Source organism: Acinetobacter sp. YH12136 (assembly GCF_013418545.1).
Taxonomy (GTDB): Bacteria; Pseudomonadota; Gammaproteobacteria; order Pseudomonadales; family Moraxellaceae; genus Acinetobacter; species Acinetobacter towneri.
This window is the reverse complement of the sequence record NZ_VPBV01000012.1, coordinates 63,287-88,848: the sequence shown is the minus strand read 5'-3', so window position 1 is coordinate 88,848 and position 25,562 is coordinate 63,287. Positions and strand designations below refer to the sequence as shown.

At 40.5% G+C, this 25,562-nt stretch carries 24 protein-coding genes, 1 other RNA gene and 1 pseudogene; 11 read left to right on the top strand and 15 right to left on the bottom strand.

Features of this window, described 5'->3' with window-relative positions:
• The 5 genes and pseudogenes from FTU71_RS14515 to FTU71_RS07440 all read left to right on the top strand — a co-directional run.
• Positions 1 to 414, top strand: a pseudogene (locus FTU71_RS14515) (hypothetical protein); the annotation flags it as partial.
• Positions 415 to 878: 464 nt separating this feature from the next.
• Complete coding sequence (locus FTU71_RS07455; protein WP_179993860.1) at positions 879 to 1,553, top strand: HAD-IA family hydrolase; 675 nt, start codon at positions 879 to 881, stop codon at positions 1,551 to 1,553.
• Positions 1,546 to 1,986 (top strand): RNA-binding S4 domain-containing protein, encoded by a 441-nt coding sequence (locus FTU71_RS07450; RefSeq protein ID WP_004976690.1) that lies wholly within the window; start codon positions 1,546 to 1,548, stop codon positions 1,984 to 1,986. The genes FTU71_RS07455 and FTU71_RS07450 overlap by 8 nt, the downstream gene beginning before the upstream one ends.
• Positions 1,987 to 2,130: 144 nt before the next feature.
• Positions 2,131 to 3,177: a recombinase RecA gene (recA, locus tag FTU71_RS07445; RefSeq protein ID WP_004976691.1), complete on the top strand. Its 1,047-nt coding sequence runs from the start codon at positions 2,131 to 2,133 to the stop codon at positions 3,175 to 3,177.
• Between the two features lie 81 nt (positions 3,178 to 3,258).
• Positions 3,259 to 3,942, top strand: coding sequence for a regulatory protein RecX (locus tag FTU71_RS07440; RefSeq protein ID WP_179990156.1), 684 nt, complete (start codon positions 3,259 to 3,261; stop codon positions 3,940 to 3,942).
• Between the two features lie 66 nt (positions 3,943 to 4,008).
• Here the strand turns inward: FTU71_RS07440 and ffs are convergent.
• Positions 4,009 to 4,105, bottom strand: an RNA gene (gene ffs / locus FTU71_RS07435) — signal recognition particle sRNA small type.
• A gap of 341 nt (positions 4,106 to 4,446) precedes the next feature.
• Here ffs and FTU71_RS07430 point away from each other — a divergent pair.
• Positions 4,447 to 5,292, top strand: coding sequence for a YbgF trimerization domain-containing protein (locus FTU71_RS07430; protein WP_179993865.1), 846 nt, complete (start codon positions 4,447 to 4,449; stop codon positions 5,290 to 5,292).
• A 71-nt stretch (positions 5,293 to 5,363) separates the two neighbouring features.
• Here the strand turns inward: FTU71_RS07430 and lpxA are convergent, their stop codons facing one another.
• The 12 genes from lpxA to rimO form a co-directional block, all read right to left on the bottom strand.
• Positions 5,364 to 6,152 carry an acyl-ACP--UDP-N-acetylglucosamine O-acyltransferase gene (gene lpxA, locus FTU71_RS07425; RefSeq protein ID WP_019836491.1) on the bottom strand — a complete coding sequence of 263 codons (789 nt, stop codon included), beginning with the start codon at positions 6,150 to 6,152 and terminating at the stop codon, positions 5,364 to 5,366.
• On the bottom strand, positions 6,149 to 6,637 hold the full coding sequence (fabZ, locus tag FTU71_RS07420) for a 3-hydroxyacyl-ACP dehydratase FabZ (protein ID WP_004976697.1): 489 nt from the start codon (positions 6,635 to 6,637) through the stop codon (positions 6,149 to 6,151). The genes lpxA and fabZ overlap by 4 nt, the downstream gene beginning before the upstream one ends.
• A gap of 2 nt (positions 6,638 to 6,639) precedes the next feature.
• Complete coding sequence (gene lpxD / locus FTU71_RS07415) at positions 6,640 to 7,710, bottom strand: UDP-3-O-(3-hydroxymyristoyl)glucosamine N-acyltransferase (protein WP_004976698.1); 1,071 nt, start codon at positions 7,708 to 7,710, stop codon at positions 6,640 to 6,642.
• Positions 7,711 to 7,713: 3 nt separating this feature from the next.
• Positions 7,714 to 8,214: an OmpH family outer membrane protein gene (locus FTU71_RS07410; protein ID WP_096901426.1), complete on the bottom strand. Its 501-nt coding sequence runs from the start codon at positions 8,212 to 8,214 to the stop codon at positions 7,714 to 7,716.
• Positions 8,215 to 8,255: 41 nt separating this feature from the next.
• On the bottom strand, positions 8,256 to 10,556 hold the full coding sequence (gene bamA / locus FTU71_RS07405) for an outer membrane protein assembly factor BamA (RefSeq protein ID WP_373682975.1): 2,301 nt from the start codon (positions 10,554 to 10,556) through the stop codon (positions 8,256 to 8,258).
• Between the two features lie 186 nt (positions 10,557 to 10,742).
• Positions 10,743 to 12,098 (bottom strand): RIP metalloprotease RseP, encoded by a 1,356-nt coding sequence (rseP, locus tag FTU71_RS07400; protein ID WP_179993859.1) that lies wholly within the window; start codon positions 12,096 to 12,098, stop codon positions 10,743 to 10,745.
• Between the two features lie 3 nt (positions 12,099 to 12,101).
• Complete coding sequence (gene ispC, locus FTU71_RS07395) at positions 12,102 to 13,298, bottom strand: 1-deoxy-D-xylulose-5-phosphate reductoisomerase (protein WP_179993858.1); 1,197 nt, start codon at positions 13,296 to 13,298, stop codon at positions 12,102 to 12,104.
• Positions 13,299 to 14,123, bottom strand: coding sequence for a CDP-archaeol synthase (locus tag FTU71_RS07390; RefSeq protein ID WP_179993857.1), 825 nt, complete (start codon positions 14,121 to 14,123; stop codon positions 13,299 to 13,301). It abuts the gene before it with no gap.
• Between the two features lie 3 nt (positions 14,124 to 14,126).
• On the bottom strand, positions 14,127 to 14,879 hold the full coding sequence (uppS, locus tag FTU71_RS07385) for a polyprenyl diphosphate synthase (protein WP_179993856.1): 753 nt from the start codon (positions 14,877 to 14,879) through the stop codon (positions 14,127 to 14,129).
• A gap of 3 nt (positions 14,880 to 14,882) precedes the next feature.
• Positions 14,883 to 15,437, bottom strand: coding sequence for a ribosome recycling factor (gene frr / locus FTU71_RS07380; protein ID WP_179993855.1), 555 nt, complete (start codon positions 15,435 to 15,437; stop codon positions 14,883 to 14,885).
• A gap of 88 nt (positions 15,438 to 15,525) precedes the next feature.
• Positions 15,526 to 16,254: a UMP kinase gene (gene pyrH / locus FTU71_RS07375; protein ID WP_004976712.1), complete on the bottom strand. Its 729-nt coding sequence runs from the start codon at positions 16,252 to 16,254 to the stop codon at positions 15,526 to 15,528.
• 84 nt (positions 16,255 to 16,338) lie between these two features.
• Positions 16,339 to 17,682 (bottom strand): 30S ribosomal protein S12 methylthiotransferase RimO, encoded by a 1,344-nt coding sequence (rimO, locus tag FTU71_RS07370; protein WP_096901422.1) that lies wholly within the window; start codon positions 17,680 to 17,682, stop codon positions 16,339 to 16,341.
• Between the two features lie 350 nt (positions 17,683 to 18,032).
• Here rimO and glnL point away from each other — a divergent pair, with 350 nt between their 5' ends.
• Complete coding sequence (gene glnL, locus FTU71_RS07365) at positions 18,033 to 19,142, top strand: nitrogen regulation protein NR(II) (RefSeq protein ID WP_004976718.1); 1,110 nt, start codon at positions 18,033 to 18,035, stop codon at positions 19,140 to 19,142.
• On the top strand, positions 19,129 to 20,607 hold the full coding sequence (glnG, locus tag FTU71_RS07360) for a nitrogen regulation protein NR(I) (protein WP_096901419.1): 1,479 nt from the start codon (positions 19,129 to 19,131) through the stop codon (positions 20,605 to 20,607). The genes glnL and glnG overlap by 14 nt, the downstream gene beginning before the upstream one ends.
• 94 nt (positions 20,608 to 20,701) lie before the next feature.
• On the opposite strand, the gene FTU71_RS07355 is transcribed toward glnG, so the two are convergent.
• Complete coding sequence (locus tag FTU71_RS07355; protein ID WP_004976724.1) at positions 20,702 to 21,031, bottom strand: hypothetical protein; 330 nt, start codon at positions 21,029 to 21,031, stop codon at positions 20,702 to 20,704.
• A gap of 120 nt (positions 21,032 to 21,151) precedes the next feature.
• On the opposite strand from FTU71_RS07355, the gene FTU71_RS07350 reads away from it, so the two are divergent.
• The gene (locus tag FTU71_RS07350; RefSeq protein WP_004976725.1) at positions 21,152 to 21,580 is read left to right on the top strand and encodes an HD domain-containing protein; all 429 of its coding nucleotides are present in this window, start codon (positions 21,152 to 21,154) and stop codon (positions 21,578 to 21,580) included.
• Positions 21,581 to 21,654: 74 nt separating this feature from the next.
• Positions 21,655 to 22,554 (top strand): LysR substrate-binding domain-containing protein, encoded by a 900-nt coding sequence (locus tag FTU71_RS07345; protein WP_004976726.1) that lies wholly within the window; start codon positions 21,655 to 21,657, stop codon positions 22,552 to 22,554.
• A gap of 223 nt (positions 22,555 to 22,777) precedes the next feature.
• On the opposite strand, the gene map is transcribed toward FTU71_RS07345, so the two are convergent.
• Complete coding sequence (map, locus tag FTU71_RS07340) at positions 22,778 to 23,572, bottom strand: type I methionyl aminopeptidase (protein WP_179993853.1); 795 nt, start codon at positions 23,570 to 23,572, stop codon at positions 22,778 to 22,780.
• Between the two features lie 350 nt (positions 23,573 to 23,922).
• On the opposite strand from map, the gene brnQ reads away from it, so the two are divergent.
• The gene (brnQ, locus tag FTU71_RS07335) at positions 23,923 to 25,215 is read left to right on the top strand and encodes a branched-chain amino acid transport system II carrier protein (RefSeq protein WP_096901417.1); all 1,293 of its coding nucleotides are present in this window, start codon (positions 23,923 to 23,925) and stop codon (positions 25,213 to 25,215) included.
• Positions 25,216 to 25,562 lie beyond the last annotated feature (347 nt).

Below are 25,562 nucleotides of genomic sequence, written 5' to 3'. Positions count from 1 at the left end.
GCGACTCATGAGTGCTCGGTTATATGCGGGCCAATTGGTTGTGCGGTAGATTTTGTGTGTAGGCTTCTTCATTTGAAAATTATATCGCTGAAAAAGCCTTTACAGATAGGTTTGTGCAACAAAGCCCATCTTGAGCCATACATGGCGCAAGAGAAGAAACTTTCAATACTAATTTTACTAATGATTTATGATCAAATTTTGACTTATAAAAGAATTCCAATTCATTCCAAACCATTCATAGAATTAAGGTATAAAAAAGCCCGATCTGCATCAATCGGGCTAGATTTAAAGGTACACAAATTTGTACACATAATAAAAATCAACCTAGATTTTAAATCAAAAATTAATCAATCCTTTTCCAAAAAAGTTAACTCCCCTTCATCTGAGGTAATTTTAATTTTCACTTTACGATAACTACGTTTATCTGGGTTTAATGCCGACTCTGAAACATGATGGGCGAATTTTTCATCGCCCATTAAATGCGCATATAATTTATAGCCGATACGCATTTTCTTAATTTTTTTCTTCTTTTTCTCAAACTCATCGAGTTGTTTATCTAAGTGTTTTAAATCTAAATACTGTTGTTAAGCCATTACTAGCTCCCTAATTTAAAAAATTTACCACTCAATTTCTATGCTTATACAGACAAACAAATACAGAAATATGTCAAAAAAATTGTTTTTTGTGAACGCTACAGTTACTTTTTACAACTGCCCCATCTCACCTATTTATATGCAACACCTGCACAGTGCTTATCTGTTTAGCCTAACACAATTTGGCGAATAATCAGACAGAATTTTGAGTTATGCCTCAAGCATGTTTAAATGAGCCAGTTTTATTTGCCTTTTGGCAATTGCTTTATGGTTTAGGATATCTAAATGCACAAAAATATCATCATGTTTGACATGGACGGAACGCTGTTAGATCTCGCTTATGATGATTTTATTTGGAATGAACAACTGCCTATTCGCTATGCAGAATTACACGCCTGTTCTTTAGAGCGCAGCAAAGAAATTTTATACGATTTTTATCAAGCGCATAGCCACACCTTAGAGTGGTATTCCTCACGTTTTTGGACGGCTAAAGTGGGGGTAGATATGCTTGCGATGCAACTTGAATATAAAGATCAAGTCACGTTGCGTCCACAAGCTATCGAGTTACTGGAATATTTAAAAAATAATGGCTATCACATTTGGCTCACCACCAATGCCGATTGTGCAGGTTTAGACTTTAAATTAGCACATACAGGTTTAGCAAAGTATTTTGAAGTGATTGTTAGTTCTGAAAGTATTGGTTATGCCAAAGAGCGCGTTGAATTTTGGCAAACATTGCAACAACAACATGCATTTAATCCTGAAGATTGCTATTTTATAGATGACACCGAAAAGGTGCTTAATGGTGCTAAAGCCTTTGGGATTGGACACTTATATAGTATTGCCCAGCCATCCTCAGCAAAACCTACGCGTCAGACTTGTAATTACCCTATGTTGTACCAATTAACAGATTTAATTCCTGTCTTAGAACAATTTGAGGACACTCAAAAATATGCCTAAAACTTCGTCCCACGAAGCCATTGAAACGATCCGAATTGATAAATGGCTATGGGCTGCACGTTTTTTCAAGACCCGCTCTATTGCAAAAGCTGCCATTGAAGGCGGCAAAGTACATCACAATGGCGAGCGCGTTAAAGTTTCCAAAGAAATTCGTGTGGGAACTGAGCTGACCATTCAACAAGGTTTTGATAAGAAAACCGTATTGGTCAAGGCATTATCCGGCGTACGCGGCCCTGCCCCTGTCGCTCAGCAACTTTATGAAGAAACTGAAGTGAGTATTGCACGCAGGGAATTGATTGCGACCCAAAGAAAGTTGCATAATCTAGCACGACCTGATCATCGACCAAGTAAAAAAGACCGTCGTGACATCAGCAAATTTAAACAAGAGAATGATCAGCAATTTGACCAATTTTGGTCATATAATGATGATTAAATAGAGCGTCACAGGCTGTCGTACAGCCCGTGATATAAATAGAACTACAGGACAAATTCTGTCACTATATTGCATGTGGAAAAGATTTAAGTAAATGCATCCACTTGAGTATATTGTTTCGTGACATCGTATTGAGGTTGTAAGATGGATGAGAATAAAAGCAAGGCGTTAAACGCTGCGTTAAGCCAGATTGAAAAACAATTTGGTAAGAACACAGTCATGCGTCTTGGTGACAACACTGTGCAAGCGGTAGAAGCCGTATCTACAGGCTCATTGACCCTAGATATTGCATTGGGTATTGGTGGCTTACCTAAAGGTCGTATCATTGAAATTTACGGCCCTGAATCATCAGGTAAAACAACTATGACCTTGCAAGCCATTGCAGAATGTCAAAAAGCTGGTGGAACTTGTGCCTTTATTGATGCCGAACACGCGCTTGATCCTCAATATGCACGTAAACTTGGTGTAGATATTGACAATCTTTTAGTATCGCAACCAGACAACGGTGAACAAGCTCTTGAAATTGCCGATATGTTGGTACGCTCTGGCGCAATCGACATGATTGTGGTCGACTCCGTAGCTGCCTTAACCCCTCGTGCCGAAATTGAAGGCGAAATGGGTGACTCACACATGGGCTTACAAGCACGCTTAATGAGCCAAGCCTTGCGTAAAATCACAGGTAATGCCAAACGCTCGAACTGTATGGTGATCTTCATTAACCAAATTCGTATGAAAATTGGTGTAATGTTTGGTAGCCCAGAAACCACAACTGGTGGTAACGCATTGAAGTTTTATGCTTCTGTTCGTTTAGATATTCGCCGTGTAGGTCAAGTGAAAGAAGGTGACGAGATTATTGGTTCTGAAACCAAAGTCAAAGTTGTGAAAAACAAAATGGCACCTCCATTTAAAGAAGCATTGTTCCAAATTCTTTACGGTAAAGGTGTTAACCATTTGGGCGAGCTGGTCGATTTAGCTGTTCAACAAAATATCGTGCAAAAAGCTGGTGCTTGGTATTCTTATCAAGGCGATAAAATTGGTCAAGGTAAAAACAACACCATTCGCCATCTTGAAGAACATCCAGAGCTTGCTAAAGGCATCGAAGCGATTATTCGTGAACAACTACTCACGACAGGTCAAGCTGCACCTGTAGAAGATAAAGACGAAGAAGAATTCGACTTACTTGATGTTTAAAGCATGCGCTAAGATGAACACAACAAACTGAATTAAATAGAACGCTCTACGGAGCGTTTTATTGTATATGGAAGCATTACCATGTCTGAAAATAAATTCCCCAAACTGATTGATTATGCTGCGCTAAAACAACAATTTGGCGAAGATGAGCAATCATGCAGCCAAACTAAGCAGGCATATTCAGAAACAACATCTGCCCTGCATTTTGCCTCAAATTCTGCGCCTAACATTAATAAACAATACCCTGCTTATACAGATGCCATTGATGATCAAGAATACATTGAAGACCCTGACGAACAGCAAAGCAAACGCCCAGGACTGACAGGTTCTCGTCTACGTAGCTATGCCTTCGCTGTCTTAACTCGTAAAGAATATTCTAAAAATGACTTAATTGAAAAATTGGCTTTATATGCAGAAAACCGTGATGAAGTGATTGAATTAGTCAATGAACTGGCACGCGAAAATTATCAGAGTGATCAGCGTCTTGCAGAAATGTTACTGGCTAGCCAAAAGCGCCAAGGTAAAGGGCCAAATCGCATTAAAATGGCTCTTAAAAACAAAAAAGTGGATAGCAGTTTAATTTCAGAAGAACTTAAAGAAACTGATTGGGCAGAACAAGCCTATCAACTGAAAGTGAAAAAATTCGGCACAGAAGTCGCAAACGAGCCAAAACTTAAAGCCAAACAAATTCGTTTTTTACAGTATCGGGGCTTTGATATGGATGCGATTATGAAAGCAATTCGTAGGAAAGAGCAGGATTTTTAAAATAGTGGATATAAGATCAAAATAAGTAGAAGATAAATAGAATTATTATTTCAAAACTGGTGGCAACCCTACCAGCAAGCCTTCGGCACATCATAGTTCCACTACCGCTGCTACCTTCCGGTCCTGACGGGGTTCGTAGAGTACAATTGCGAAGTAACCAGCAGGGCTACCATTGCAAAAACAGAGTATAGAGATTTTTAACAAACTTGCAAGCGTTGTTCTGTATTTCCTTTTATAATGCTATCCAATTGATTATTTTAAAAACAATTGAAGACATTTATAGAATAACGTCATTTAAAATTTAGTCTAACTAACCCATCATAAAATTATTTCGAGATTTAAATCCTAGATTTACCCATATTGCGCTGAGATTGATGATAAGTTTGTAAAAGCTTATTGCAATTCCACGCGTGGACGTTTTAAATGTGGAAAATGACCAAATCAACAGGTTGAGTCCAATATGCTTACAAGGACTCACTTATACAAGATTAAGATGGATATTCAATTATGCTAAAAAAGCATGCACTTTGTGCTCTTGCCCTACTGTGCTCAACGCCTATATTTGCCAATATTCCAATTGAAAGCCACAATCTCAGCCAAAGCAGTGCTAGGTATGCCAATAGCCCTGCGATTGCAACGAGTAATATGGCAACTGCCAATGTACCCACCAATATCAATTGGCAGTTGATGCAAAAAAACCAGCAACTTGAAAATGACATCCGCCAGTTACGTGGCAAAATTGAAGAACAAGACAATGAAATTGCGCAGCTCAAACATGAATTGCAAAATCGCTATACCGATTTAGATCAACGTCTAGAACTGCTCCAACAAAAAATAGACCCTGAATCTGCTCCTACCGCTGAGGAGGATAACCAAAAAGATACTGCACCCAGCGCCAGCAACAACCAGTTAAACAACAATGCCACGCAATCTGTGCAAAATACAACGCATGTGAGTCCAACAGCTCAAGGTTTAAATACCAATATTGAGCTGGAAAAAGCAGCCTATACTGTTGCATTGGATGCCTATAAACAAGGTGGTGCCAAAAAAGCGATTGCACCTATGCAAAACTTTATTAAAAACCACCCAAACAGTGTGTATATCAGCAATGCGTATTTTTGGTTAGCTGAATTTAATTTAGCAATTGAGCCAACCAATTACACCGAAGCCAAAAAGAATTTTGAAATTGTAGCAACAAAGTATCCCCAATCTGCAAAAGCATCAAGTGCCTTATATCGCTTATATAGCATAGCGCAAGATGTAGATCACAAACCTACTTTAGCAGCGCAATACAAAAGTAAAATTCTGAGCCAATATCCAAAGTCTGAAGAAGCAAGATTTTTAAAATAAGCCAATAAAAAAAGACATCCGAGGATGTCTTTTAATATTCTGAAGCTTGCCGTATTCGGTAAACTCAAACCTTAACGCACAATACCACGTTCAGATTGTTCTAAAGAATCAATTAAACGCTGCGCTTCTGCCACATTTGGCAAAATATCACTGCGAATTTGCTGAATGGCTTGCTCAGTGGTTAATCCAGATTTGTAAATGAGTTTAAAGGCTTCACGAAGACCTTGAATCACATCCTTCGACCAGCCTTTACGACGCATTCCTTCCACATTCATTGCAAATGCATGTGCAGGATTACCAGAAACCATGACATACGCAGGCACATCTTTAAGAATAAGCGATGCACCACCAATCATGCTATAAGAGTCAATTTTACAGAATTGGTGAATACCAGAGTTTCCACCGACAACCACATAATCCCCAACATGCACATGACCTGCCACACCCACGTTATTGGCAAAAATATTGTGATCACCCACCATACAGTCATGTGCGATATGTGTATTGACCATAAGTAAGTTGTGACTACCAATTTTGGTCAGGCTATTGTCTTGCACCGTACCACGATGCAAACTGCAGTGTTCACGAATTTTGTTGTGATCACCAATTTCTAGCCAAGTTTCCTCACCTGCATATTTTAAGTCCTGACAGACCTCACCTACGCTGGCGAACTGGAAAATTTCATTGTGCTGACCAATACGGGTGTAACCACCAATCACCACATGCGAATGAAGTTTTGTACCCTCACCAATCGTTACATTTGGGCCAATAATACAGTATGGACCAATCGTGACATCTGAAGCGATTACTGCAGATGAGTCAATAATAGCGGTTGGGTGAATGAGTGGGTTATTGCTCATGCTTGCTCTGTTTTCTGATGCGAAACCATAATTTCCGCGGTTGCTGCGACGACGCCATCAACGGTGGCAATACAATTATATTTGTAAATGCCTCGTTTTTGCATAACTAATTCAGATTTTAATACAAGTTGATCGCCTGCAACGACTTGTTTTTTAAATCGAACTTTTTCTGCGCCTGCAAAAAGGAACAAAGAACCTGCGCTCGGTTTCTCATTATTCATGATAAAACCTAAAATGCCCGAAACTTGTGCCATCGCTTCAACGATTAAAACACCTGGCATGATCGGATAATTCGGGAAGTGTCCTTGCAAGAATTCTTCATTGATAGATACGTTTTTATAACCCACGATACCGTTATCAGTGACTTCTACAATGCGGTCTACCAATAAAAACGGATAGCGATGGGGTAAATATTCACGAATGGTTTGAATGTGCATTGGCAATTCAGGTTTAGTGAAGGTGCTAGAATTCGACTCAGTCATCATAATTATTTACGCAATTTAAAAGTTGATTCAAGGGACTCAATTTGAGATTGCATATCATCAAGTCTTTTCACCAATTGGGTCAATGGCACATCTGCTAATTGTCTGAGGCGCACAACAGTACGTTTCCACTTTTGATTTTCAAACAAGCCTATACCTGACGAATATTTTCCTGATTCAGAAATATTATTTGTGACCATTGACATTCCTGTCAAAGTCACATTATCAGCAATATTTAAGTGCCCTGAAATTGCACTTCCACCACCAATGATACAGTTTTTGCCAATTGTCACACTTCCAGCCACGGCAGTTTTTGCTGCAATGGCCGTATGAGCACCTAATTTGACGTTATGTGCGATTTGCACAAGGTTATCAATAATGACACCATCTTCCAAAATTGTATCATTTAGTGCACCGCGATCTACGCTGCAATTCGAGCCAATACGAACGTCATTGCCAATAATCACCGAACCCAACTGTGCAATACGATGCCATTTGCCTTGATAAGGTGCAAAGCCAAAGCCTTCACTGCCAATTACAGTATTGGCGTGTATGCGCACACGATGTCCAAGCTTGGCTGCGCCTGTCAAAGTCACGTGTGAATCAATAAAACACTGTTGACCAATTTCGACAAAGTCATCAATTTTACAGTGCGATTGCACAATCGTATTGTCACCCACCACACAATTTTCACCAATTACGACGTAATGACCAATATAGGCACTATCGGCGATGATGGCTGATGGATGGATTTGGGCTGTGCTTTCTATACCACGTTGCGTATGCTTGCGCTCAAATACATGAGTCAAAATTGCAAAAGCCAGATATGGATTATCGACCACAATAAAGTTGTGATGATTGTCTAACTCGGCTTGTAGTGAAGCGGTCACAATTAAAGCTCCCGCTTGGGAGCTACGTGCTTGCGCTAAATATTTATCGCCATTCACGAATGCAAGTTGATGCGCCTGAGCAGACTCAAGGCTTGCCAAACCTTGCAAACGTAAATCGGCTTGTCCAATGTATTGACCTTGAACTAAACCAGCAATTTCTTCTAAGCGATAATGTTGGGAACTCATTGATTATTTAAGTGCGTTGACCTTTTGGATCATTTTATCAGTTAAATCATACTTCGGGTCATAGGCAAGTGCCGAGTTTTTATTCAAAACTACATCTAAACCATTTTCTTTACGCAATTGTTCAGCAACTTGCTTTAAACGAGTTTCAAAACCATCGTTAATTTTGTACAATTCTGACTGAACACGGGTTTGTACCACTTGTTGCAAGCCATTAAATTCTTTCAATTTCGCTTGAAACTGTGTATTCATTTTTTGCTTTTCAGCGTCTGATAAATTCGTAGTCTGTTGCGCGCGTTGCTGCATGGTTTCTAACTCTTTAGTCAGTTGCTCAAGCTTAGTGGTTTGTGGTTTGACAGACTGTTGCAAAGCCAGATTTTGCTGTTTGAGATAACTGCTATTTTCGACAACACGCTCTAAACTTACTACACCATAGCCTGCAGCATGTGTCACTGTAGCCAGTGTAGATAAACCAAACAATGCCAAACTCAATATTGTTTTTTTCATATGCTACATCCTGTGTTTAAACGATCCAACACGGGTCGTACTTAGAAAGTACGACCAATTTCGAATTGGATATTTTTAGTGTCATCGCCATCTTTATCATTCAACGGATACGCATAGCTGAGTGACAATGGGCCAATCATGGTAATCCAAGTAAAGCCTACACCCACGCTATAACGCATTTCACCGAAGTCGAAGCCGTAATTGTCTTTACAGTACTTTCTTAAGTCAGCAGATGAAGAAATATCGCACTGAGTATCAAAGACTTGTGCGCCTTCTGCAAAAATCACTGGACGAACTTGACGTGTCCAATCCCCTTTAAATGGCACTGGTAACGCCAATTCTGTACCGAATTGGACTAAAGCATTACCGCCCACTTCTTCCAAATCGTAATTTTCCAATGAATTATGTTCTGCATAAACACTGTCATATTTAGGCCCAAGCGTGCTGTTGTCATAACCACGCACCGAACCATAACCACCCGCATAGAAGTTTTTATAGAACGGCAAATCATTACCAAAACCTAACTTACCATAGCCACGTAAGACAAAATCCTTGCCTAATGGGAAATAAGCCTGTGCATCATAAGTCACTTTTTGGAATTCTACATCACTACCAGGCAAAGCAATTTCAGCATTAACACGATGCGACATACCATTGGTTGGGAAAATTGGACGGTTTAAGGTGTTATACGACCATCCCAAGTTTAGATTGTAAGTTAAATAATCACCAGAAAAACGATCAGCTTTAAGTTCTGTTGTACAAGGATCATTATTATCTACACAATAATTTGATGAACCAATTTCTTTACCACCATTTTCCAATAAATAGTCACGAATATACGTTGAAACTCGATTACCCGTTGTAACTTCAGTCTGGTCAATGTTTAAACCTGCACTAATGCTTTGGTTTTCATCAATTGGGTAACCAAAGTTAATTCCACCACCGAAACTATCAGTCACATAATTGTTTACGTTATAATTATCATCTAACTTGGTTTTACGGTAGTACATGTTGTAACCACGACGCACACCATCAATCGTGAAGTATGGATCAGTCACACTCAAGTTATAATAGTCTTGGGTTTCAGAACGTGATAAATCAATCGAAACTGCGTTACCTGTACCCAAAAAGTTGGTTTGGCTTAAACCAGCTTGGAATGTCACACCACCGCTTTGCGAGAAACCTACCGCCAAAGTACTGGTACCTGAGTGCTGTTCTTCTACATTAACATTTAAGTCAATTTGGTCAGGCACGTTGGGAATACGCACAGGCTTAACATCAACAGTTTTAAAGAAACCTGTACGTTCTAAACGGACTTTAGATAAGCCGATTTTTTCATTACTTGCCAATGCGCCTTCCATTTGACGCATTTCTCGGCGAAGCACTTCATCGGCAGTTTTACTGTTACCAGCGAAGTTAATACGACGCACTGTAACTTGCTGACCTGGGTTAATGTAGTAGTTTAAATCGACCAGTTTCGTTTCTTTGTCAATTTGAGGCACAATATTAACTTCGGCATAGTAATATCCTGCATTGCCATATTTACGTAGCAACAATTGTTTCACCGCATTCACTTTTTCTTGTGAATAGGTTTCACCATCTTTATAAATTTGCAGTGCGGTCAGTTCTTCTGGTTTGTACAAAGCATCGCCCAAGAACTTGCTTTTGCCAAACTTGAATTGCTCGCCTTCATCCACCGAAACTTCAACAAAAATATGCTTTTTGTCTTCGCTCAAGTTCAAGCTAGAGTTAGTGATATTGAAGTTGATATAACCTTTATTAAGATATAACGCACGTAATGCTTCCAAGCTTGCTGCCATTTTTTCGCGTGCATAGCGGTCATTACGGGTAACAATCGAACTCCAGCTACTTTCTTTAACTGCAAACGCCTGCTTAATGTCGCTTTCTTTAAATACCGTATTACCAATGATGTTGATATCTACCACTTTGGCAGCTTTGCCTTCAACAAACTCTACAGTTAAATCTACACGGTTATTTGGACGTGCTGTGGTAATGACACGTACATCCGCATCATAACGACCTTGCTGCATATACTGCTGTTCAAGTTCAGATTCTAAAGTTTGTAGTGCTGACTTTTTCAGTACTTCACCTTCAGCCACACCCATTTTCTTTAAACCATCTTCCAACGCTTCTTTTGGAATCAGTTTATTGCCTTTAAATTCAACCTTAGAAATGATTGGGCGCTCAACCACTTTAAACACTAAAGTGTCGGCTTCACGACTGGCCTGAATGTCATCAAACAAACCTGTGGCATAGAGTGAACGAATCGCATTGGCCAACACTGCTTCATTGACACGATCACCACTATTCACTGGAATCATTCCATAGACATTGGCTGGCGTTAAACGAACAAGACCATCTATTTTTATATCTCGCGCAATAAATTCATCTGCTGCATATACTTGTTGTGTTGCCGCCATTGCACTAACCAGTGCCAAGGGCATAAATAAATGTGTGTGCTGCATGCCAGTCTTTTCCAATGTTAAATTTATTTCGTATCTACGTTGTTATAAACGCATAATGTCATTAAATAATGCAAGGAGCATCATACTTCCAAGCAGTACCATACCAATTTTTAAACCAACTAATTGTATTTGTTCAGAAACAGGTTTTCCACGAATCAGCTCGATAAAATAATAAACTAAATGCCCGCCATCCAACATTGGAATTGGCAATAAATTTAGAATTCCTAAGCTTACGCTCATAAGTGCCATAAAGGAAATAAAAGTTTGCCACCCCATTTCCGCACTTTGCCCTGCGACTTTGGCAATAGTAATTGGGCCTGATAAGTTATCTAAACCAATTAAACCACGTACCATTTTGACAATAGAATTCAGAATCATGCTAGACAGCTGACCTGTTTTATCTACCGCCATAAATAAAGCTTCACTCGGGCTGTATTGAATGGTTTGCTTAAAATCTTCTGGAATGACAATTTTTCCAGGATCACTTTGCACACCCAATACACCCGAAACATTGCCCATATTGTCACGTTTGCCTTGCGGCATCACTTCCAGTTGCTGTACTTGATTGTTACGCAGCACATCTACTTTCAGTAATTTTTCTGACGATGCTTGAACAACTTGTACCACATCGTACCAGTCATTCATTTTGACGCCATCAATCGCAATAATTTGATCGCCGACTTGCATACCTTGACGAATGGCCGCACCATCTTCACTTAACTTACTGACAATTGCAGGAATTTGTGGGCGATACGGTGTAAAACCCAAGATATCTAAAGGTGATTGGGATTGATCATTTAAGAAATTTTGAATGGGTAAGCTAAATGTTTTGATTTCACCTGCGCGTTCCGCCTGTACCTGGATCTTGCCTGTTTCACCTACACGATCTACCAAGGCAAAGTTCAGCTTTTCCCATGTCGTCACAGGCGTACCATCAATGGCGGTAATCTTATCACCTACTTGCATTTGCGCTGCCGCCGCAGGTGTATCTGCCAGTACCTTACCCACACGGGTATTCAACTGTTCTTGAGAGGGTAAAAATAATAGCCAGAACAATAATATGGCAAAAATCAGGTTGATTAACGGACCTGCTGCCACAATCGCAATACGTTTCCACGGATGCTGACGATTAAAGGCATAAGGTAGGTCTGCTTCTGCAACGTTTTCTTCGCGTTCATCAAGCATTTTGACATAGCCACCCAAAGGCAGTGCCGAAAGCTGATATTGAATCCCCGATTTTTTAGACGTCCATTTTAAAATGGTTGGCCCAAAGCCTATGGAATACACCAAAACTTTGACACCTAATTTACGTGCAACAAAGTAGTGCCCAAACTCATGAATTGCAATTAAAGGTCCTAGCAAAAGAATCGCTGCAACCACAATAAATAAGGCACTCATGCTTTAGCTTCCTTTATTCAACACAAAATACTGTGCAATAGCACGAGCATTTTGGTCTGCCTGCAAAATCAGTTCAATGCTTTCTGCGGCTGAATTTTGTATTTGGTTCAAGGTATGCTCAACCACTGTCGCAATTTCAGTAAAACGAATTTTTTGCTGCAAGAATGCTGCAACAGCAATTTCATTTGCTGCATTTAAAATAGCAGGCGCCAGACCACCTTCTTGCATGGCTTGACGTGCCAGACTTAAGGCAGGAAAACGTGTGGTATCGGGTGCTTGAAAATCAAGCTGATGATTGACAAACAAATCTAAAGGCGGAACATGCGTTTGGATACGCTGCGGCCATGCCAAAGCATGCGCAATAGGCGTACACATATCAGGATTACCCATTTGCGCCAAAGTTGAACCATCCACATATTGAACCATGGAATGAATAATACTCTGTGGATGAACTACAACTGTAACAAAGTGTTCTGAAATTGCAAAAAGATGACACGCTTCGATTAATTCCAAACCTTTGTTCATCAAGGTTGCAGAATCTACCGAAATTTTTTGTCCCATAGACCAATTTGGATGTTTGCACGCTTGAGCAGGGGTAACGTGTTGCAGTTCTTCTAGGCTATGATTTAAAAATGGACCGCCCGAAGCAGTCAGTAAAATTTGTGATACGCCTAACTTAGGTTGTCCATTTCTTTCGGTTTGTAAATAATGTTCAGGCAAACATTGAAAAATCGCGTTATGTTCAGAATCTACAGGCAATAACAAAGCACCATGTTCACGTGCCGCCTGCATCATGATGTCGCCCGACATCACCAAGGCTTCTTTATTGGCCAATAACACGCGCTTACCCGCTTTAACCGCAGCCAGTGTAGGCAATAAACCTGCCGCACCGACAATGGCTGCCATCACCACATCCACTTCAGGATGTTCGGCAACTGCGATTAAACCCGCCTCATCGCTTAAAATTTCAATCCCTGAAATGTGTTGCTGTGCAAGTAACTGCTGCAATTCATCAACTTTTGCCGCAGGTACAACCACAATTTTAGGATGATACTGTTTGCATATTTGAACCAGTTCTTGAATTCGGCTATGTGCCGTCACGGCAAAAACTGAATACTGCTCAGGATGTTGTTGCAGTACTTTTAGGGTGCTTTGTCCAATTGAACCTGTCACACCCAAGATACAAACAGCTTGTGACATTTATAAATCTACGCCAATAAGTTTTAAAACATACATACCCGCAGCAAAAATTGGAGCTGCTGCAAGCAAAGAATCAATCCGATCTAGCACACCACCATGACCTGGCAAGACGCGCCCAGAGTCTTTAATACCTGCACGGCGCTTGATCATGGATTCAAATAAATCGCCCAATACCGAGCTAAATACCGTAATCACCGAAAGAATCAGGAATAAAATATGTTGTGCCAAAGTCAGGTCTAAATACACCACTTCAACAACAATCACGATTAGCATGGCAGTAAAAACACCGCCATATAAGCCTTCTACTGATTTGTTTGGACTGACATTCGGTGCAAGTTTTTTCTTGCCCAGTTTACGCCCAACAAAATAAGCACCTGAGTCTGCACCCCAAACCAACAAGAACAAGTACATTAACCACCACGGCGAACTATTCCATACGGAAAAAATTGCAGTGACCGCAGCAGAAATTAGAATAAAACCAATAAAACTTAAGCTTGGGTTATACCATGCATCGTATTCTGGATAAGACTTGACCCAATAAATACTGAGTAACCATGTCAAAATAGAAGCTGCCCAAAGTAACAAGGCAATATCACTAAAATAAAGTGCCATTGCTGCCAAAGCGGCAGTCAATACACCAAAGCCCCAAGCCACAGGTTTGAGGATATATTTAGTTTTTCTTGGCATGAGTTTGAACCACTCATAGCCCGCAACCCCTGCTGCAACAATCATCAGCATAAACATTGGATAGTGCGACTGAGTTGCAAACATACAACTCAACACCACAGCAACCAATACCAATGCGGTAATAATCCGCTCTAACATGTATTAATTCTCAATTTTCTCTTGTTGAATTTGCTCAGAAGTTTTACCAAAACGACGTTCGCGACCACCAAATACTGCCAGTGCATCGTCAAATTCTTCTATGCTAAATTCAGGCCACAAGGTTTGGGTAAAATACAATTCAGCATACGCAGCTTGCCAAAGTAAAAAGTTGGACAATCTAAAATCGCCACCTGTACGAATCAACAGATCGACAGGTGGTAGGTCTGCCAGACTGACATATTGACCAAAAATTTGTGTATCTATTTGTTCAATATCAATTTTATGCGCCACAACATCTGCTGCAATTTGTTTTGCAGCTTGTGCCATATCCCACATACCACCATAACTAATGGCAATTGTGAGTGTCATGCTGTTGAAATTAGCAGTCCTTTGTTCGGCATGCAACATTAACTCACGCAAATGCGGCGACAAACGTGAACGGTCACCAATAAAACGTAAGGCAATATTGAATTTTTCCATGCGTGGTAATTGCTCATGAATTGTGGTTTCCAGCAATTGCATGAGTAAATCCACTTCAAACTGCGGACGATTCCAGTTTTCACTCGAAAAAGCAAAAACGGTTAAAGCTTGAATGTGTTTTTTTCTACAATGTTCAACAATCGGGTCAAGTACATCTTTACCAGAGCGATGTCCTTCCCCTTTTTGCATTTGATTTTTTTTTGCAAAACGATTGTTGCCATCCATAATGATGGCAACATGTTTTGGCAAAGACGCGCTGTCTTCCGATGTGGTCATTGATTAGACCTTCATCAACTCAGCTTCTTTTGCAGCAAGACGTTTGTCTACTTCTGCAACGTATTTGTCTGTGATTTTTTGGATGTCATCTGCTGCACGGCGCTCATCATCTTCAGAAATTTCTTTATCTTTCAATAATGCTTTGATGTCGCCCAATACATCACGGCGGATGTTACGAATAGCAACTTTGGCATTTTCTGCTTCAGAACGCGCAACTTTTTGCATGTCACGACGAGTTTCTTCAGTCAATGCTGCAAGCGGTACACGAATTGCATCGGCTGTGATTGGGTTTAGACCCAAATCTGACTCACGAATTGCTTTATCAATTGCAGACACCATTGAACGCTCAAATGGCTGAACCAATAAGGTACGTGAATCTTCTACACCAATGTTGGCTACTTGGTTAAGTGGCACATCGGAACCGTAGTAAGAAACCATCACACCATTTAAAATTGATGGATGTGCACGACCTGTACGTACTTTGGCAAAACCATGTTCTAAAGACTCTAAAGTCTTGCTCATACGTTCTTCGCTGTCTTTTTTAAGATCGTTAATCATAAGATCTTCCTTACTGTATTCTAAAATTTGAGTCAAAATATAGGGTTAAATTAGACCGTAGTATAAAGAGCTTTGTGGCTCACGTACATTAGTTCGTAACGTGAGTACCTTCTTTTTCGCCCATCACTACAGAAAGCAATGCACCTGCTTTATTCATATCAAAAACTTGCAACGGCACATTGTGATCGCGGCATAAGCAGATTGCAGTTAAATCCATAACACCTAATTTTTCATCCAACACCTGGTCAAATGTAAGTGTGTCATATTTCACCGCATCTTCGTATTTGCTTGGATCTTTGTTATATACGCCATCTACTTTGGTCGCTTTTAAGATCAAGTTAGCTTCGATTTCGATACCACGTAAACATGCTGCTGTATCTGTGGTAAAGAATGGATTGCCTGTACCCGCAACGAACACACACACTTCACCTTGAGTCAGGTGACGAATCGCATCACGGCTTGAGTAAGACTCAACCACTGTACCAATAGGCAATGCAGACATTAAACGGGTTTTGATGTTACGGCGCACCAAGGCATCACGCATGGCTAAACCGTTCATCACCGTTGCCAACATACCCATTTGGTCGCCTGTTACACGGCCAACTAAGCCATCTTTTTGTAATTGGCTGCCACGGTATAAGTTACCACCACCGACAACAATACCCACTTGCACACCTAAACCGACCAAGTGTGCAATTGCCAAAGACATTTGATCGAGCACTTGCGCATCAATCCCCATGTCTTTATTACCCGCAAGTGCCTCACCCGATAGTTTCAACAAGATACGTGCATAACGTGGCTTTTTTGAATCTAACATTGTCATTACTCCAATTCTAAATTCTAAACTTTAATTTTTTACAATTTGTATGGCTTACAGCTAGCAATCCAAATCTGCAAAGCATTATGCAGATTTGACCTGAATCAGCTTGGCAAATAAGTCGTATTCATCGGCATCGGTAATTTCAACTTCAAGTAAATCACCTGCTTTAATCACGCTCTTGTCAATATCTTCTACAAAGACGTTGCCATCAATTTCTGGCGCATCTGCATAAGAACGTGCCACTGCGACTGGAAATTCTTCTTCCAAATCATCTACCAACACGGTCATGGTTTGACCAATACGTTTTTGCAGTTTAGCTGCTGAAATTTCTTGCTGAACCTGCATAAAACGCTCATAGCGTTCTTGCTTGATTTCTTCTGGCACATGATCTGGCAAGTCGTTTGCTGCCGCACCTTCAACAGGTGAATAAGTAAAGCAACCAACACGGTCTAATTGCGCTTCTTTTAGCCAGTCGAGCAAAATTTGGAAATCTTCTTCTGTTTCGCCTGGAAAACCCACCACAAAGGTTGAACGAATCACCAGCTCAGGGCATTTTTCACGCCAAAGTTTTAAACGCTCCAACGTGTTTTCGCTGTGCGCAGGTCGCTTCATCAACTTTAATACTTTCGGGCTGGCATGTTGGAATGGAATATCCAAATAAGGCAAAATTTTGCCTTGTGCCATTAAATCAATTACAGCATCCACATGCGGATATGGATAGACATAGTGCAAACGCACCCAAATACCCAATTGCCCTAAGGCTTCACACATATCATAGAATTTGGTTTTAACAGGCTGACCGTTCCAAAAGTCCAATTTGTATTTGGTATCTACGCCGTAGGCAGAAGTATCTTGAGAAATTACCAATACTTCTTTTACGCCTGCACGTTTCAGTGCCGCAGCTTCTTCTAATACCGAACCCACAGGACGCGAAACTAAATCGCCACGCATGCTTGGAATGATGCAGAAAGTACAGCGATGGTTACAGCCTTCTGAAATTTTAAGATAGGCATAATGTTTAGGCGTCAAACGAATGCCTTGTTCAGGTACCAAATCAATAAATGGATTATGTTTTGGTGGCTCAGGAACATATTGATGCACCGCTTCCATCACGTCCTGATAAGCAGCCGCGCCAGTCACTTTTAATACGTTGGGATGCATTTGACGAATTTTATCTTCATCTTTACCCAAGCAACCTGTCACAATGACACGACCATTGGCATTCATGGCTTCGCCAATCGCGTCTAAGGACTCTTGTACTGCAGATTCAATAAAACCACATGTATTGACAACAACTAAGTCAGCACCTTCATAATCAGATGCGACATCATAACCTTCAGTTTTTAACTGAGTTAAAATTCGTTCGGAATCTACCAATGCCTTAGGACAACCTAAAGAAACAAAACCGACTTTGGGGGATTTCATAGAATCTGCACTCCACTAGAATGCGCGTATTGTATGACTTTTCTTTGCATAAAAATAGAGAAATAGCCGACTCTTTGCATAATGCACCAAAATACAACCATTCAGGCTGAATGATTTAAATATTGCACCATTTTAATGCATTTTTTATTTACAGTGTTTCTGTTATCCGTTATATCTTGAAAATTCAGTCCAGTTCCTGCGCATTTTTCCGATTCTTCAGTGATAAATGCACTAAAAACGAAAAGTTGGCGTGCATTTTGCTTAATTCGCCTCAATTCGATCCAAATTTGGAACATGGCTGACAGATGACAATGCCCTTGCACAATATTTCATACAGGAAGCATTCACGAATGGATCAGACCCAGAGCATTGACTATCGTCTTTTGGTGGATAACCTCAGCACCGCAATTTTACTGGTTGATCGTGACCTGAATATTTTTTATTTAAACTCGTCTTGTGAAGCATTGTTTGATATCAGTTTAATTCGCGCTTCGGGGCAACCCGTTTTAAATTTGCTGCACATGCCTGATGATGAGTTCAATACGCAAGAGGCTTTCCTGAATACCATCAAAACTGGTCAACCCTACACCCGCCGTGAAGCGACCATTAATGTCAATTTTAAAGATATTCATGTCGATTACACTGCATCACAGTTAAATGCAGGCAAGCCTTATCATCCTCTTTTGCTGATTGAATTGAATCCGATTGATCGGATGCTCAAAATTTCCAAAGAAGAAAACTTTATTCAACAGCATCAAGTCGCACGTCAGCTGATTCGTGGTGTGGCACATGAAATTAAAAACCCGCTTGCAGGAATTCGTGGTGCGACACAACTGTTAGCACGAAGTTTAAATGACCCGAAATATGATGAATTTACCGACATTATTATTAGCGAGGTAGATCGTTTAAGAAACTTGGCCGATACCATGCTCGGCTCACGCCAACTACCAAGCTATGAACTGGTCAATATTCACGAACCTTTAGAACGGGTGCGCAGCCTGATCGTCAATCAAACTAAAAACAAAATAAATATTATCCGTGATTATGACCTTTCTTTACCTGAAGTCATGGCAGACCGCGATCAATTGATTCAAGTCATGCTGAATATTTGCGCCAATGCAGTACAAGCCATGACCGAACATCCCGATTTCTTTACCGAGCATCGACCTGAATTGATTTTAAGAACTCGTATTCAACGCTTGGTTACCATTAATGGTGTGCTGAATCGTTCTACCGTACGTGTTGATATTGAAGATAACGGCCCAGGCGTACCTGAAGACATTTTAGAATCCGTGTTTTATCCATTGGTGACTGGACGCGCAAACGGTACAGGACTTGGTTTGAGCATCGCACAAAATATTATGCATCAACATAACGGAATGATTGAATGCCAATCCATTCCAGGAAAAACAATATTTAGCTTATATTTACCTTGGGAGGCGAGTCATGTCGCGAAATAAAATTTGGGTGATTGATGATGACCGTGCAATGCGCTGGGTACTGGAAAAAACTTTTAGAGAAGAAGGTTTTGAAGTCACCAGTTTTGAAGAAGCACAGTCTGCACTAGATGAGTTAAACCAAGATGCACCCGATGTAATTTTGACCGACATTCGCATGCCTGGAATTGATGGTTTAACTTTTCTTGGCAAAGTCAAAGTCAGTTATCCCGACTTGCCTGTGATTATTATGACTGCGCACTCCGATTTAGAATCGGCAGTATCTAGCTATCAAACAGGTGCATTTGAATACCTACCCAAGCCTTTTGATATTGATGAAGCACTTGCTTTAGTCAATCGTGCAATTTTGCATATCACCAAACTACAACAGCAAGAATCTGCAAAATCGACAGTGCAGCCAATTCAATCGACAGAAATTATTGGTGAATCGCCTGCCATGCAGGAAGTGTTTCGTGCGATTGGTCGTTTATCGCAATCACACATTACTGTGCTCATTAATGGTGAATCAGGTACAGGCAAAGAGTTGGTGGCGCATGCACTGCATCGACACTCACCGCGTAGCAGCAAACCATTTATTGCGCTGAATATGGCAGCCATTCCGAAAGATTTGATTGAAACCGAACTTTTTGGACATGAAAAAGGTGCATTTACAGGTGCCAATACACAACGTCAGGGACGCTTTGAACAAGCCAACGGCGGCACCTTGTTTTTAGATGAAATTGGTGATATGCCTTTTGAAACCCAAACCCGCTTATTGCGCGTCTTGGCAGATGGTGAATTTTATCGGGTTGGTGGACATATTCCTGTCAAAGTGGATGTACGGATTGTCGCAGCAACACATCAGGATTTGGAAAAACTGGTACAAGATGGACGCTTCCGTGAAGACTTATATCATCGCCTGAACGTCATTCGGATTCATATTCCTAAACTAGCGCATCGCAGTGAAGATATTCCAATGTTGGCACAGCACTTTTTGGCACGTGCAGGCAAAGAATTAGGCGTGAGTCCAAAAATATTGCGTCCTGAAACAGTCGAATATATGCAGCAATTGCCGTGGCAAGGTAACGTGCGCCAATTGGAAAACACTTGTCGCTGGCTTACCGTGATGATTACAGGACGTGAGGTCTATCCTGAAGATTTACCAACCGAACTCAAGCAAATTCCAATTGAAAAATTAGCCGAACATTCTGCGCTTCATGTGGCAGATCGGGTATCTATGCAGCATTGGGATGAATTACTTGGGCAATGGGCAGTACAAAAGTTAAAAAATGGCGAGATGAAACTTCTGGATATCGCCATTCCAATGTTTGAACGCACCTTAATTAATGCTGCACTGCAACAAACCCGTGGACGTAAACGTCATGCCGCTGAATTATTGGGTTGGGGACGTAATACTTTGACGCGAAAACTCAAAGAATTAGGAATGGACAGTGCCGATGATGAAATAGAAGAAGATATGGAGAGCTAAACGCAGAAAAAATATCTAATCCATAAAAATATAGGGAAATTCAGCTTTTGAATTTCCCTATTTTTATATCTTAGACTCTCTAAGTTAAGTGCAATTAAGCCGCGGTAAATCCAACATAGCGAGATAAACCTTGCACGCCTAAATCCGTTTTATAAATCAAATATTGCGGATAACGACTTGAAGTCAGTTCTTGCCACATATCCAACTGATCATCATGTGCATGAATTTCATCGACACTGCGTGGCATGCTTTGTTCAAATACATCTGAGGCATATTCAAAACCCAAATCCATTGCGACAAACAAAGTATGCTCGCAAGGCTGAATATATTGTTCTTCTGCCCAATCAATAACAGCATGTTGGCAATGTGGGCAAAGCAAATTTTCAGTCGCAGGCGTATTCAGTTCAATGAGTTGATATGGCATAGAGCAGCATCACCAATAGTAAAATAGATAAACATAAAATCTGTTTGCATCATAACAAGCAATTTCTATATTTTGCGCTAAGCACGGCTTATAATTATAGAAATTTTTTTAATTATACTTATGGCAACTCTAGAAAATGCAATTACACTTGCAGTACAACAACATACAGGGCAGCTAGATAAAGGCGGTCAGCCTTATATTTTGCATCCCTTACGTGTAATGTTGCAATTACAACAGCCCGATCAGCAAATTGTCGCTGTGCTGCACGACATTCTTGAAGATACCCACACCACAGCACAAGACCTGCAAAATTTAGGATTTCAAACGCATATTATTCAAGCAATTCAGGCGCTCACCAAACTGCCGCATGAAACTCGTGTTCAAGCGGCTATGCGTACTGCACAAAATCCGCTTGCCTGTGCTGTAAAAATTGCAGATGTGCAAGACAACATGAATTTAACGCGGATTCCCAATCCTACAGCACGTGATTTAGCCCGTTTAGAAGAATACCGACAAGTTTTAGAGATTCTGCAAAAAGCACAGCAATAAAGCACAATTAAAGATTGACAACATGCAACGATGCCACTTTAATTTAAGTATTGTTGCATAAATGGAATTTAGTCATGCTTACAGATTTGGATGATTTTTATTGTTTTGCCCAAGTGGTCGAACATGGTGGATTTAGTGCAGCAGAACGCGCCACCGATATTCCAAAATCCAAACTTAGCCGACGCGTACACAACCTAGAAGAACGCTTAGGTGTGCGTTTAATTCAGCGCAGCTCACGTCATTTTGCGGTCACAGAAATTGGTATGAATGTGTATCGGCATGCGCAAGTAATGATGAATGCTGCCCAAGCCGCGCACGACTTGGTCGATCACCTAAGTATTCAACCGCGTGGTGTAATTAAAGTCAGCTTACCTGTTTCAATTGCACAAAATGAAATTGCCAAAATCTTGCCTGAGTTTTTGAAAGCCTACCCTGAAATTAAAGTACAGCTAATTGTCAGCAACCGTCGTGTCGATATCGTCAACGAAGGGATCGACATTGCCCTGCGTGTCCGCTCAAATTTAGATGATGATCCAAGTTTGGTGATTCGCAAATTCAGCAACATCGAACAACATCTATTTGCCAGTCAGGCTTATTTGAATGAATTTGGCGATTTGAAAAAACCTGAAGATTTAAGTCATCATAAAATTTTAAGCATGTCGGATGAGCATTTAGATCAATACATGGTTGTGCATGATCAACAGCAGCAACCGAAAAAAATTAAGGTCAACCCTACAGTCATGGGTTCAGATTTAATGATGCTAGCGCAATTGGCACGACAAAATTGTGGCATTGTGTTGTTGCCTGACACGATTGTTGAAGATTATGTTGCATCGGGTGAATTGGTTCGTGTTTTACCCGACTGGCACGCACCGCATGGTATTTTCCATGCCGTCTATCCATCACGCCGTGGTTTATTACCTGCTGTACGTGTATTTATCGACTATTTGGTCGAAAAGCTAACCATTCGTTAGCACATAGGATCTTTTGATTTCAGATACGAAACAGCAAAAAAAAAGCTTATCTAAGACAGATAAGCTTTGAAAACTACAATCTAAAATAAGAAAGCTAAAACAAAGAAACTACAGCAAGTATCTTTGACTTCAATTATAGCGATTGTTCATTTTTTAACAAATAGTTTAAAACTAAAGTCTAAGATGTTTTATCTATCAGTCTTAACCTGAAAGCATTCGTGCATTAAATTTCAGGATAACTCCCCGTACCTTCTGGCCACGGCGATAACACTTCAAAGCCTGTATCAGTCACAGCAACCATGTGTTCCCATTGTGCAGAAAGTGATTTATCTGTCGTCACCACCGTCCAGCCATCTTTCAGTTCTTTCACACGCGCTTTGCCCGCATTCACCATCGGCTCAATAGTAAACACCATGCCTTTTTTAAGCACCAAGCTTTGTCCAGGCTGACCATAATGCAGCACACTTGGTTGTTCGTGATACACCTGCCCAATACCATGTCCGCAATATTCACGCACAATGCTAAACCCTTCACGATGCGCCACACTTTGAATGGCATAGCCAATATCGCCCAAAGTCGCGCCTGGTTTCACCGCATGAATCCCTGCGCGCATCGCCTCATAAGTGGTATCGACCAGTTTTTTCGCTTCTGGTTTCACCTGACCCACATAGTACATACGACTGGTATCACCATAAAAACCATCTTTAATCACTGCCACATCAATATTAATAATGTCGCCATCTTTTAAAATGGTTTTGGATGATGGAATACCATGACAGACCACTTCATTGGGTGAAATACAGGTGGTTTTGGTATAACCGTGATAGCCCACATTGGCAGGAATGACTTTTAAGGTATTTACAATATAATCGTGACACAAATCATCTAAGTATTCTGTCGTGACTCCGGGTTTGACATGCTCGCCAATCATCTGCAACACCTGAGCAGCCAAACGCCCCGAAATGCGTAATTTCTCAATATCTTGCTCTGATTTAATGCTGACTTTAAGGGCGCGCATGATGAACTCCTGACCTGAAGCCTAAGATTATAGCCCTTTCGGCTTGTAAAATCAGCTCAAGCTGCCAAACAAGTATCCATCGTCATGCGACCAACAGTTTTGTTTAAGAACTGCGCATTTAAAATAGCAACCAAAACTTATACTAGATAAGCCATCTATACTATGTGGGATCAGCATTTTTCAAAAATACATCAGATAAACAGTAAGTTATTTAATTTTTATAGTGAAGATTAAAATAGCCTACAAACACATATCATAAAAAATACTCATATGACCTATAAAATAAATTAGAAAATCATAGCTCGATCTACTAAAATCGCTTTCTTTTGTTTACATCTTATTTCTCTCCCATGACGAATTTACGCACACGGGATATTATTGCCTTGGGTTTTATGACCTTTGCGCTGTTTATTGGTGCAGGTAATATTATTTTCCCACCTATCGTGGCACAGCAAGCGGGCGAACACGTCTGGCTTGCTGCGCTCGGTTTTCTCATTACCGCAGTTGGCTTACCCGTGATTACCATTATGGCGTTGTCACGTGTCGAAGGTTCTATACAAATTTTAAGTTCGCCTTTAGGCAAAATCGCGAGCTTAATTTTAACAGTCGTCTGTTATTTAGCGGTTGGCCCGCTTTTCGCCACACCACGTACCGCTACCGTATCTTATGAAATTGGTTTCTCTGCCTATTTTGGCGATTCCGCGAGCACCTTATTCATTTATAGCGCCATCTATTTTGCCTTGGTGATGTTAGTTTCACTGTATCCACACAAAATTTTAGATACAGTGGGCTATGTACTTTCCCCGCTTAAAATTCTGTCATTACTAATTTTAGGCATCACTGCATTTATTATTCCGACAGGTACAATTTCACCTGCCATTCACAATTATGTGAACAGTCCTGTATCTGAAGGCTTTATTAACGGTTATCTCACTATGGATACCTTAGGTGCATTGGTATTCGGGATTGTGATTATTAATGCGATTCGTTCACGTGGCGTAACTGATAAAAAACTCATCACCCGCTATGCGGTATGGGCAAGTTTAATTTCAGGGATCGGTTTAACTTTAGTTTATCTAAGCCTATTTAAACTGGGGATGGGCAGTCACGATGTTGCCGCCAATGCCAGTAATGGTGCAGTCATTTTACATGCCTATGTGCAACATGCTTTTGGCGGATTTGGCTCGGTATTTTTAGCTGCAATGATTTTTATTGCCTGCATGGTTACGGCAATTGGACTGACATGCGCATGTGCTGGATATTTTGAGCAAATTACTAAAATTCATTATCGCCGTTGGGTATTTATTTTAGTGGGCTTTGCCTTTGTTATTTCCAATCTTGGACTCACCAAACTCATTGCAGTTTCAGTGCCTATTTTAAGCGCGATTTATCCACCTGCAATTGTGGTCATTCTACTCAGCTTTTTCTGGGGATTATTCCGTATTCCAACCCGCGTGATTGCACCTACTGCCGCAGTTGCATTGCTCTTTGGCATCATTGATGCAATGAAGGCCGCAGACTTAGCTAGATTCTTGCCAACCACACTGACCAATTTTCCCCTGAGTGAACAAAACCTCGCTTGGTTGATTCCTGCATTACTGATTTTTGTATTCGCTGCAATTCATGATCGAATGAAAAAATAGCCAGTACGGACTTCGAGCTCGGCTATTTTTTCAAGTCATGCTCTATTTTCGAGCTGTATTGTATTAAAGTCGTGTTTTATCCAAATACGAATTTAAGTTAGACAATAATTGTCAGGTTTTACCCAAACCCGCACTTATTGTTTCTTGTGCTAAAACTGCCTCTTTTTAAGGCAATTTATCAGTCATGATAGTAGCAACCCAAATAATTATTTGGTATAAATAAACAAATGAAATTAAAATATTTTCAATAAAAAACTAAAACAAAATAAATCATTCACCCATTTTAAGCAGAGCTCAAATTAACGCTAAAGTCGTATAGTCGCCCTCAAAATTAGCTGGCATAAAAT

Bases quoted from the DNA above. Each gene is read 5' to 3' on its own strand.
- glnL (WP_004976718.1), top strand. From the start codon at position 18,033: ATGGATCAGACCCAGAGCATTGACTATCGTCTTTTGGTGGATAACCTC.
- FTU71_RS07450 (WP_004976690.1), top strand. From the start codon at position 1,546: ATGCCTAAAACTTCGTCCCACGAAGCCATTGAAACGATCCGAATTGAT.
- FTU71_RS07440 (WP_179990156.1), top strand. From the start codon at position 3,259: ATGTCTGAAAATAAATTCCCCAAACTGATTGATTATGCTGCGCTAAAA.
- FTU71_RS07345 (WP_004976726.1), top strand. From the start codon at position 21,655: ATGCTTACAGATTTGGATGATTTTTATTGTTTTGCCCAAGTGGTCGAA.
- fabZ (WP_004976697.1), bottom strand. From the start codon at position 6,637: ATGATGACTGAGTCGAATTCTAGCACCTTCACTAAACCTGAATTGCCA.
- uppS (WP_179993856.1), bottom strand. From the start codon at position 14,879: ATGACCACATCGGAAGACAGCGCGTCTTTGCCAAAACATGTTGCCATC.
- FTU71_RS07390 (WP_179993857.1), bottom strand. From the start codon at position 14,123: ATGTTAGAGCGGATTATTACCGCATTGGTATTGGTTGCTGTGGTGTTG.
- frr (WP_179993855.1), bottom strand. From the start codon at position 15,437: ATGATTAACGATCTTAAAAAAGACAGCGAAGAACGTATGAGCAAGACT.
- map (WP_179993853.1), bottom strand. From the start codon at position 23,572: ATGCGCGCCCTTAAAGTCAGCATTAAATCAGAGCAAGATATTGAGAAA.
- pyrH (WP_004976712.1), bottom strand. From the start codon at position 16,254: ATGTTAGATTCAAAAAAGCCACGTTATGCACGTATCTTGTTGAAACTA.
- recA (WP_004976691.1), top strand. From the start codon at position 2,131: ATGGATGAGAATAAAAGCAAGGCGTTAAACGCTGCGTTAAGCCAGATT.
- FTU71_RS07355 (WP_004976724.1), bottom strand. From the start codon at position 21,031: ATGCCATATCAACTCATTGAACTGAATACGCCTGCGACTGAAAATTTG.
- brnQ (WP_096901417.1), top strand. From the start codon at position 23,923: ATGACGAATTTACGCACACGGGATATTATTGCCTTGGGTTTTATGACC.
- ispC (WP_179993858.1), bottom strand. From the start codon at position 13,298: ATGTCACAAGCTGTTTGTATCTTGGGTGTGACAGGTTCAATTGGACAA.
- rimO (WP_096901422.1), bottom strand. From the start codon at position 17,682: ATGAAATCCCCCAAAGTCGGTTTTGTTTCTTTAGGTTGTCCTAAGGCA.
- FTU71_RS07350 (WP_004976725.1), top strand. From the start codon at position 21,152: ATGGCAACTCTAGAAAATGCAATTACACTTGCAGTACAACAACATACA.
- FTU71_RS07410 (WP_096901426.1), bottom strand. From the start codon at position 8,214: ATGAAAAAAACAATATTGAGTTTGGCATTGTTTGGTTTATCTACACTG.
- bamA (WP_373682975.1), bottom strand. From the start codon at position 10,556: ATGATTCCAGTGAATAGTGGTGATCGTGTCAATGAAGCAGTGTTGGCC.
- rseP (WP_179993859.1), bottom strand. From the start codon at position 12,098: ATGAGTGCCTTATTTATTGTGGTTGCAGCGATTCTTTTGCTAGGACCT.
- glnG (WP_096901419.1), top strand. From the start codon at position 19,129: ATGTCGCGAAATAAAATTTGGGTGATTGATGATGACCGTGCAATGCGC.
- lpxD (WP_004976698.1), bottom strand. From the start codon at position 7,710: ATGAGTTCCCAACATTATCGCTTAGAAGAAATTGCTGGTTTAGTTCAA.
- lpxA (WP_019836491.1), bottom strand. From the start codon at position 6,152: ATGAGCAATAACCCACTCATTCACCCAACCGCTATTATTGACTCATCT.
- FTU71_RS07455 (WP_179993860.1), top strand. From the start codon at position 879: ATGCACAAAAATATCATCATGTTTGACATGGACGGAACGCTGTTAGAT.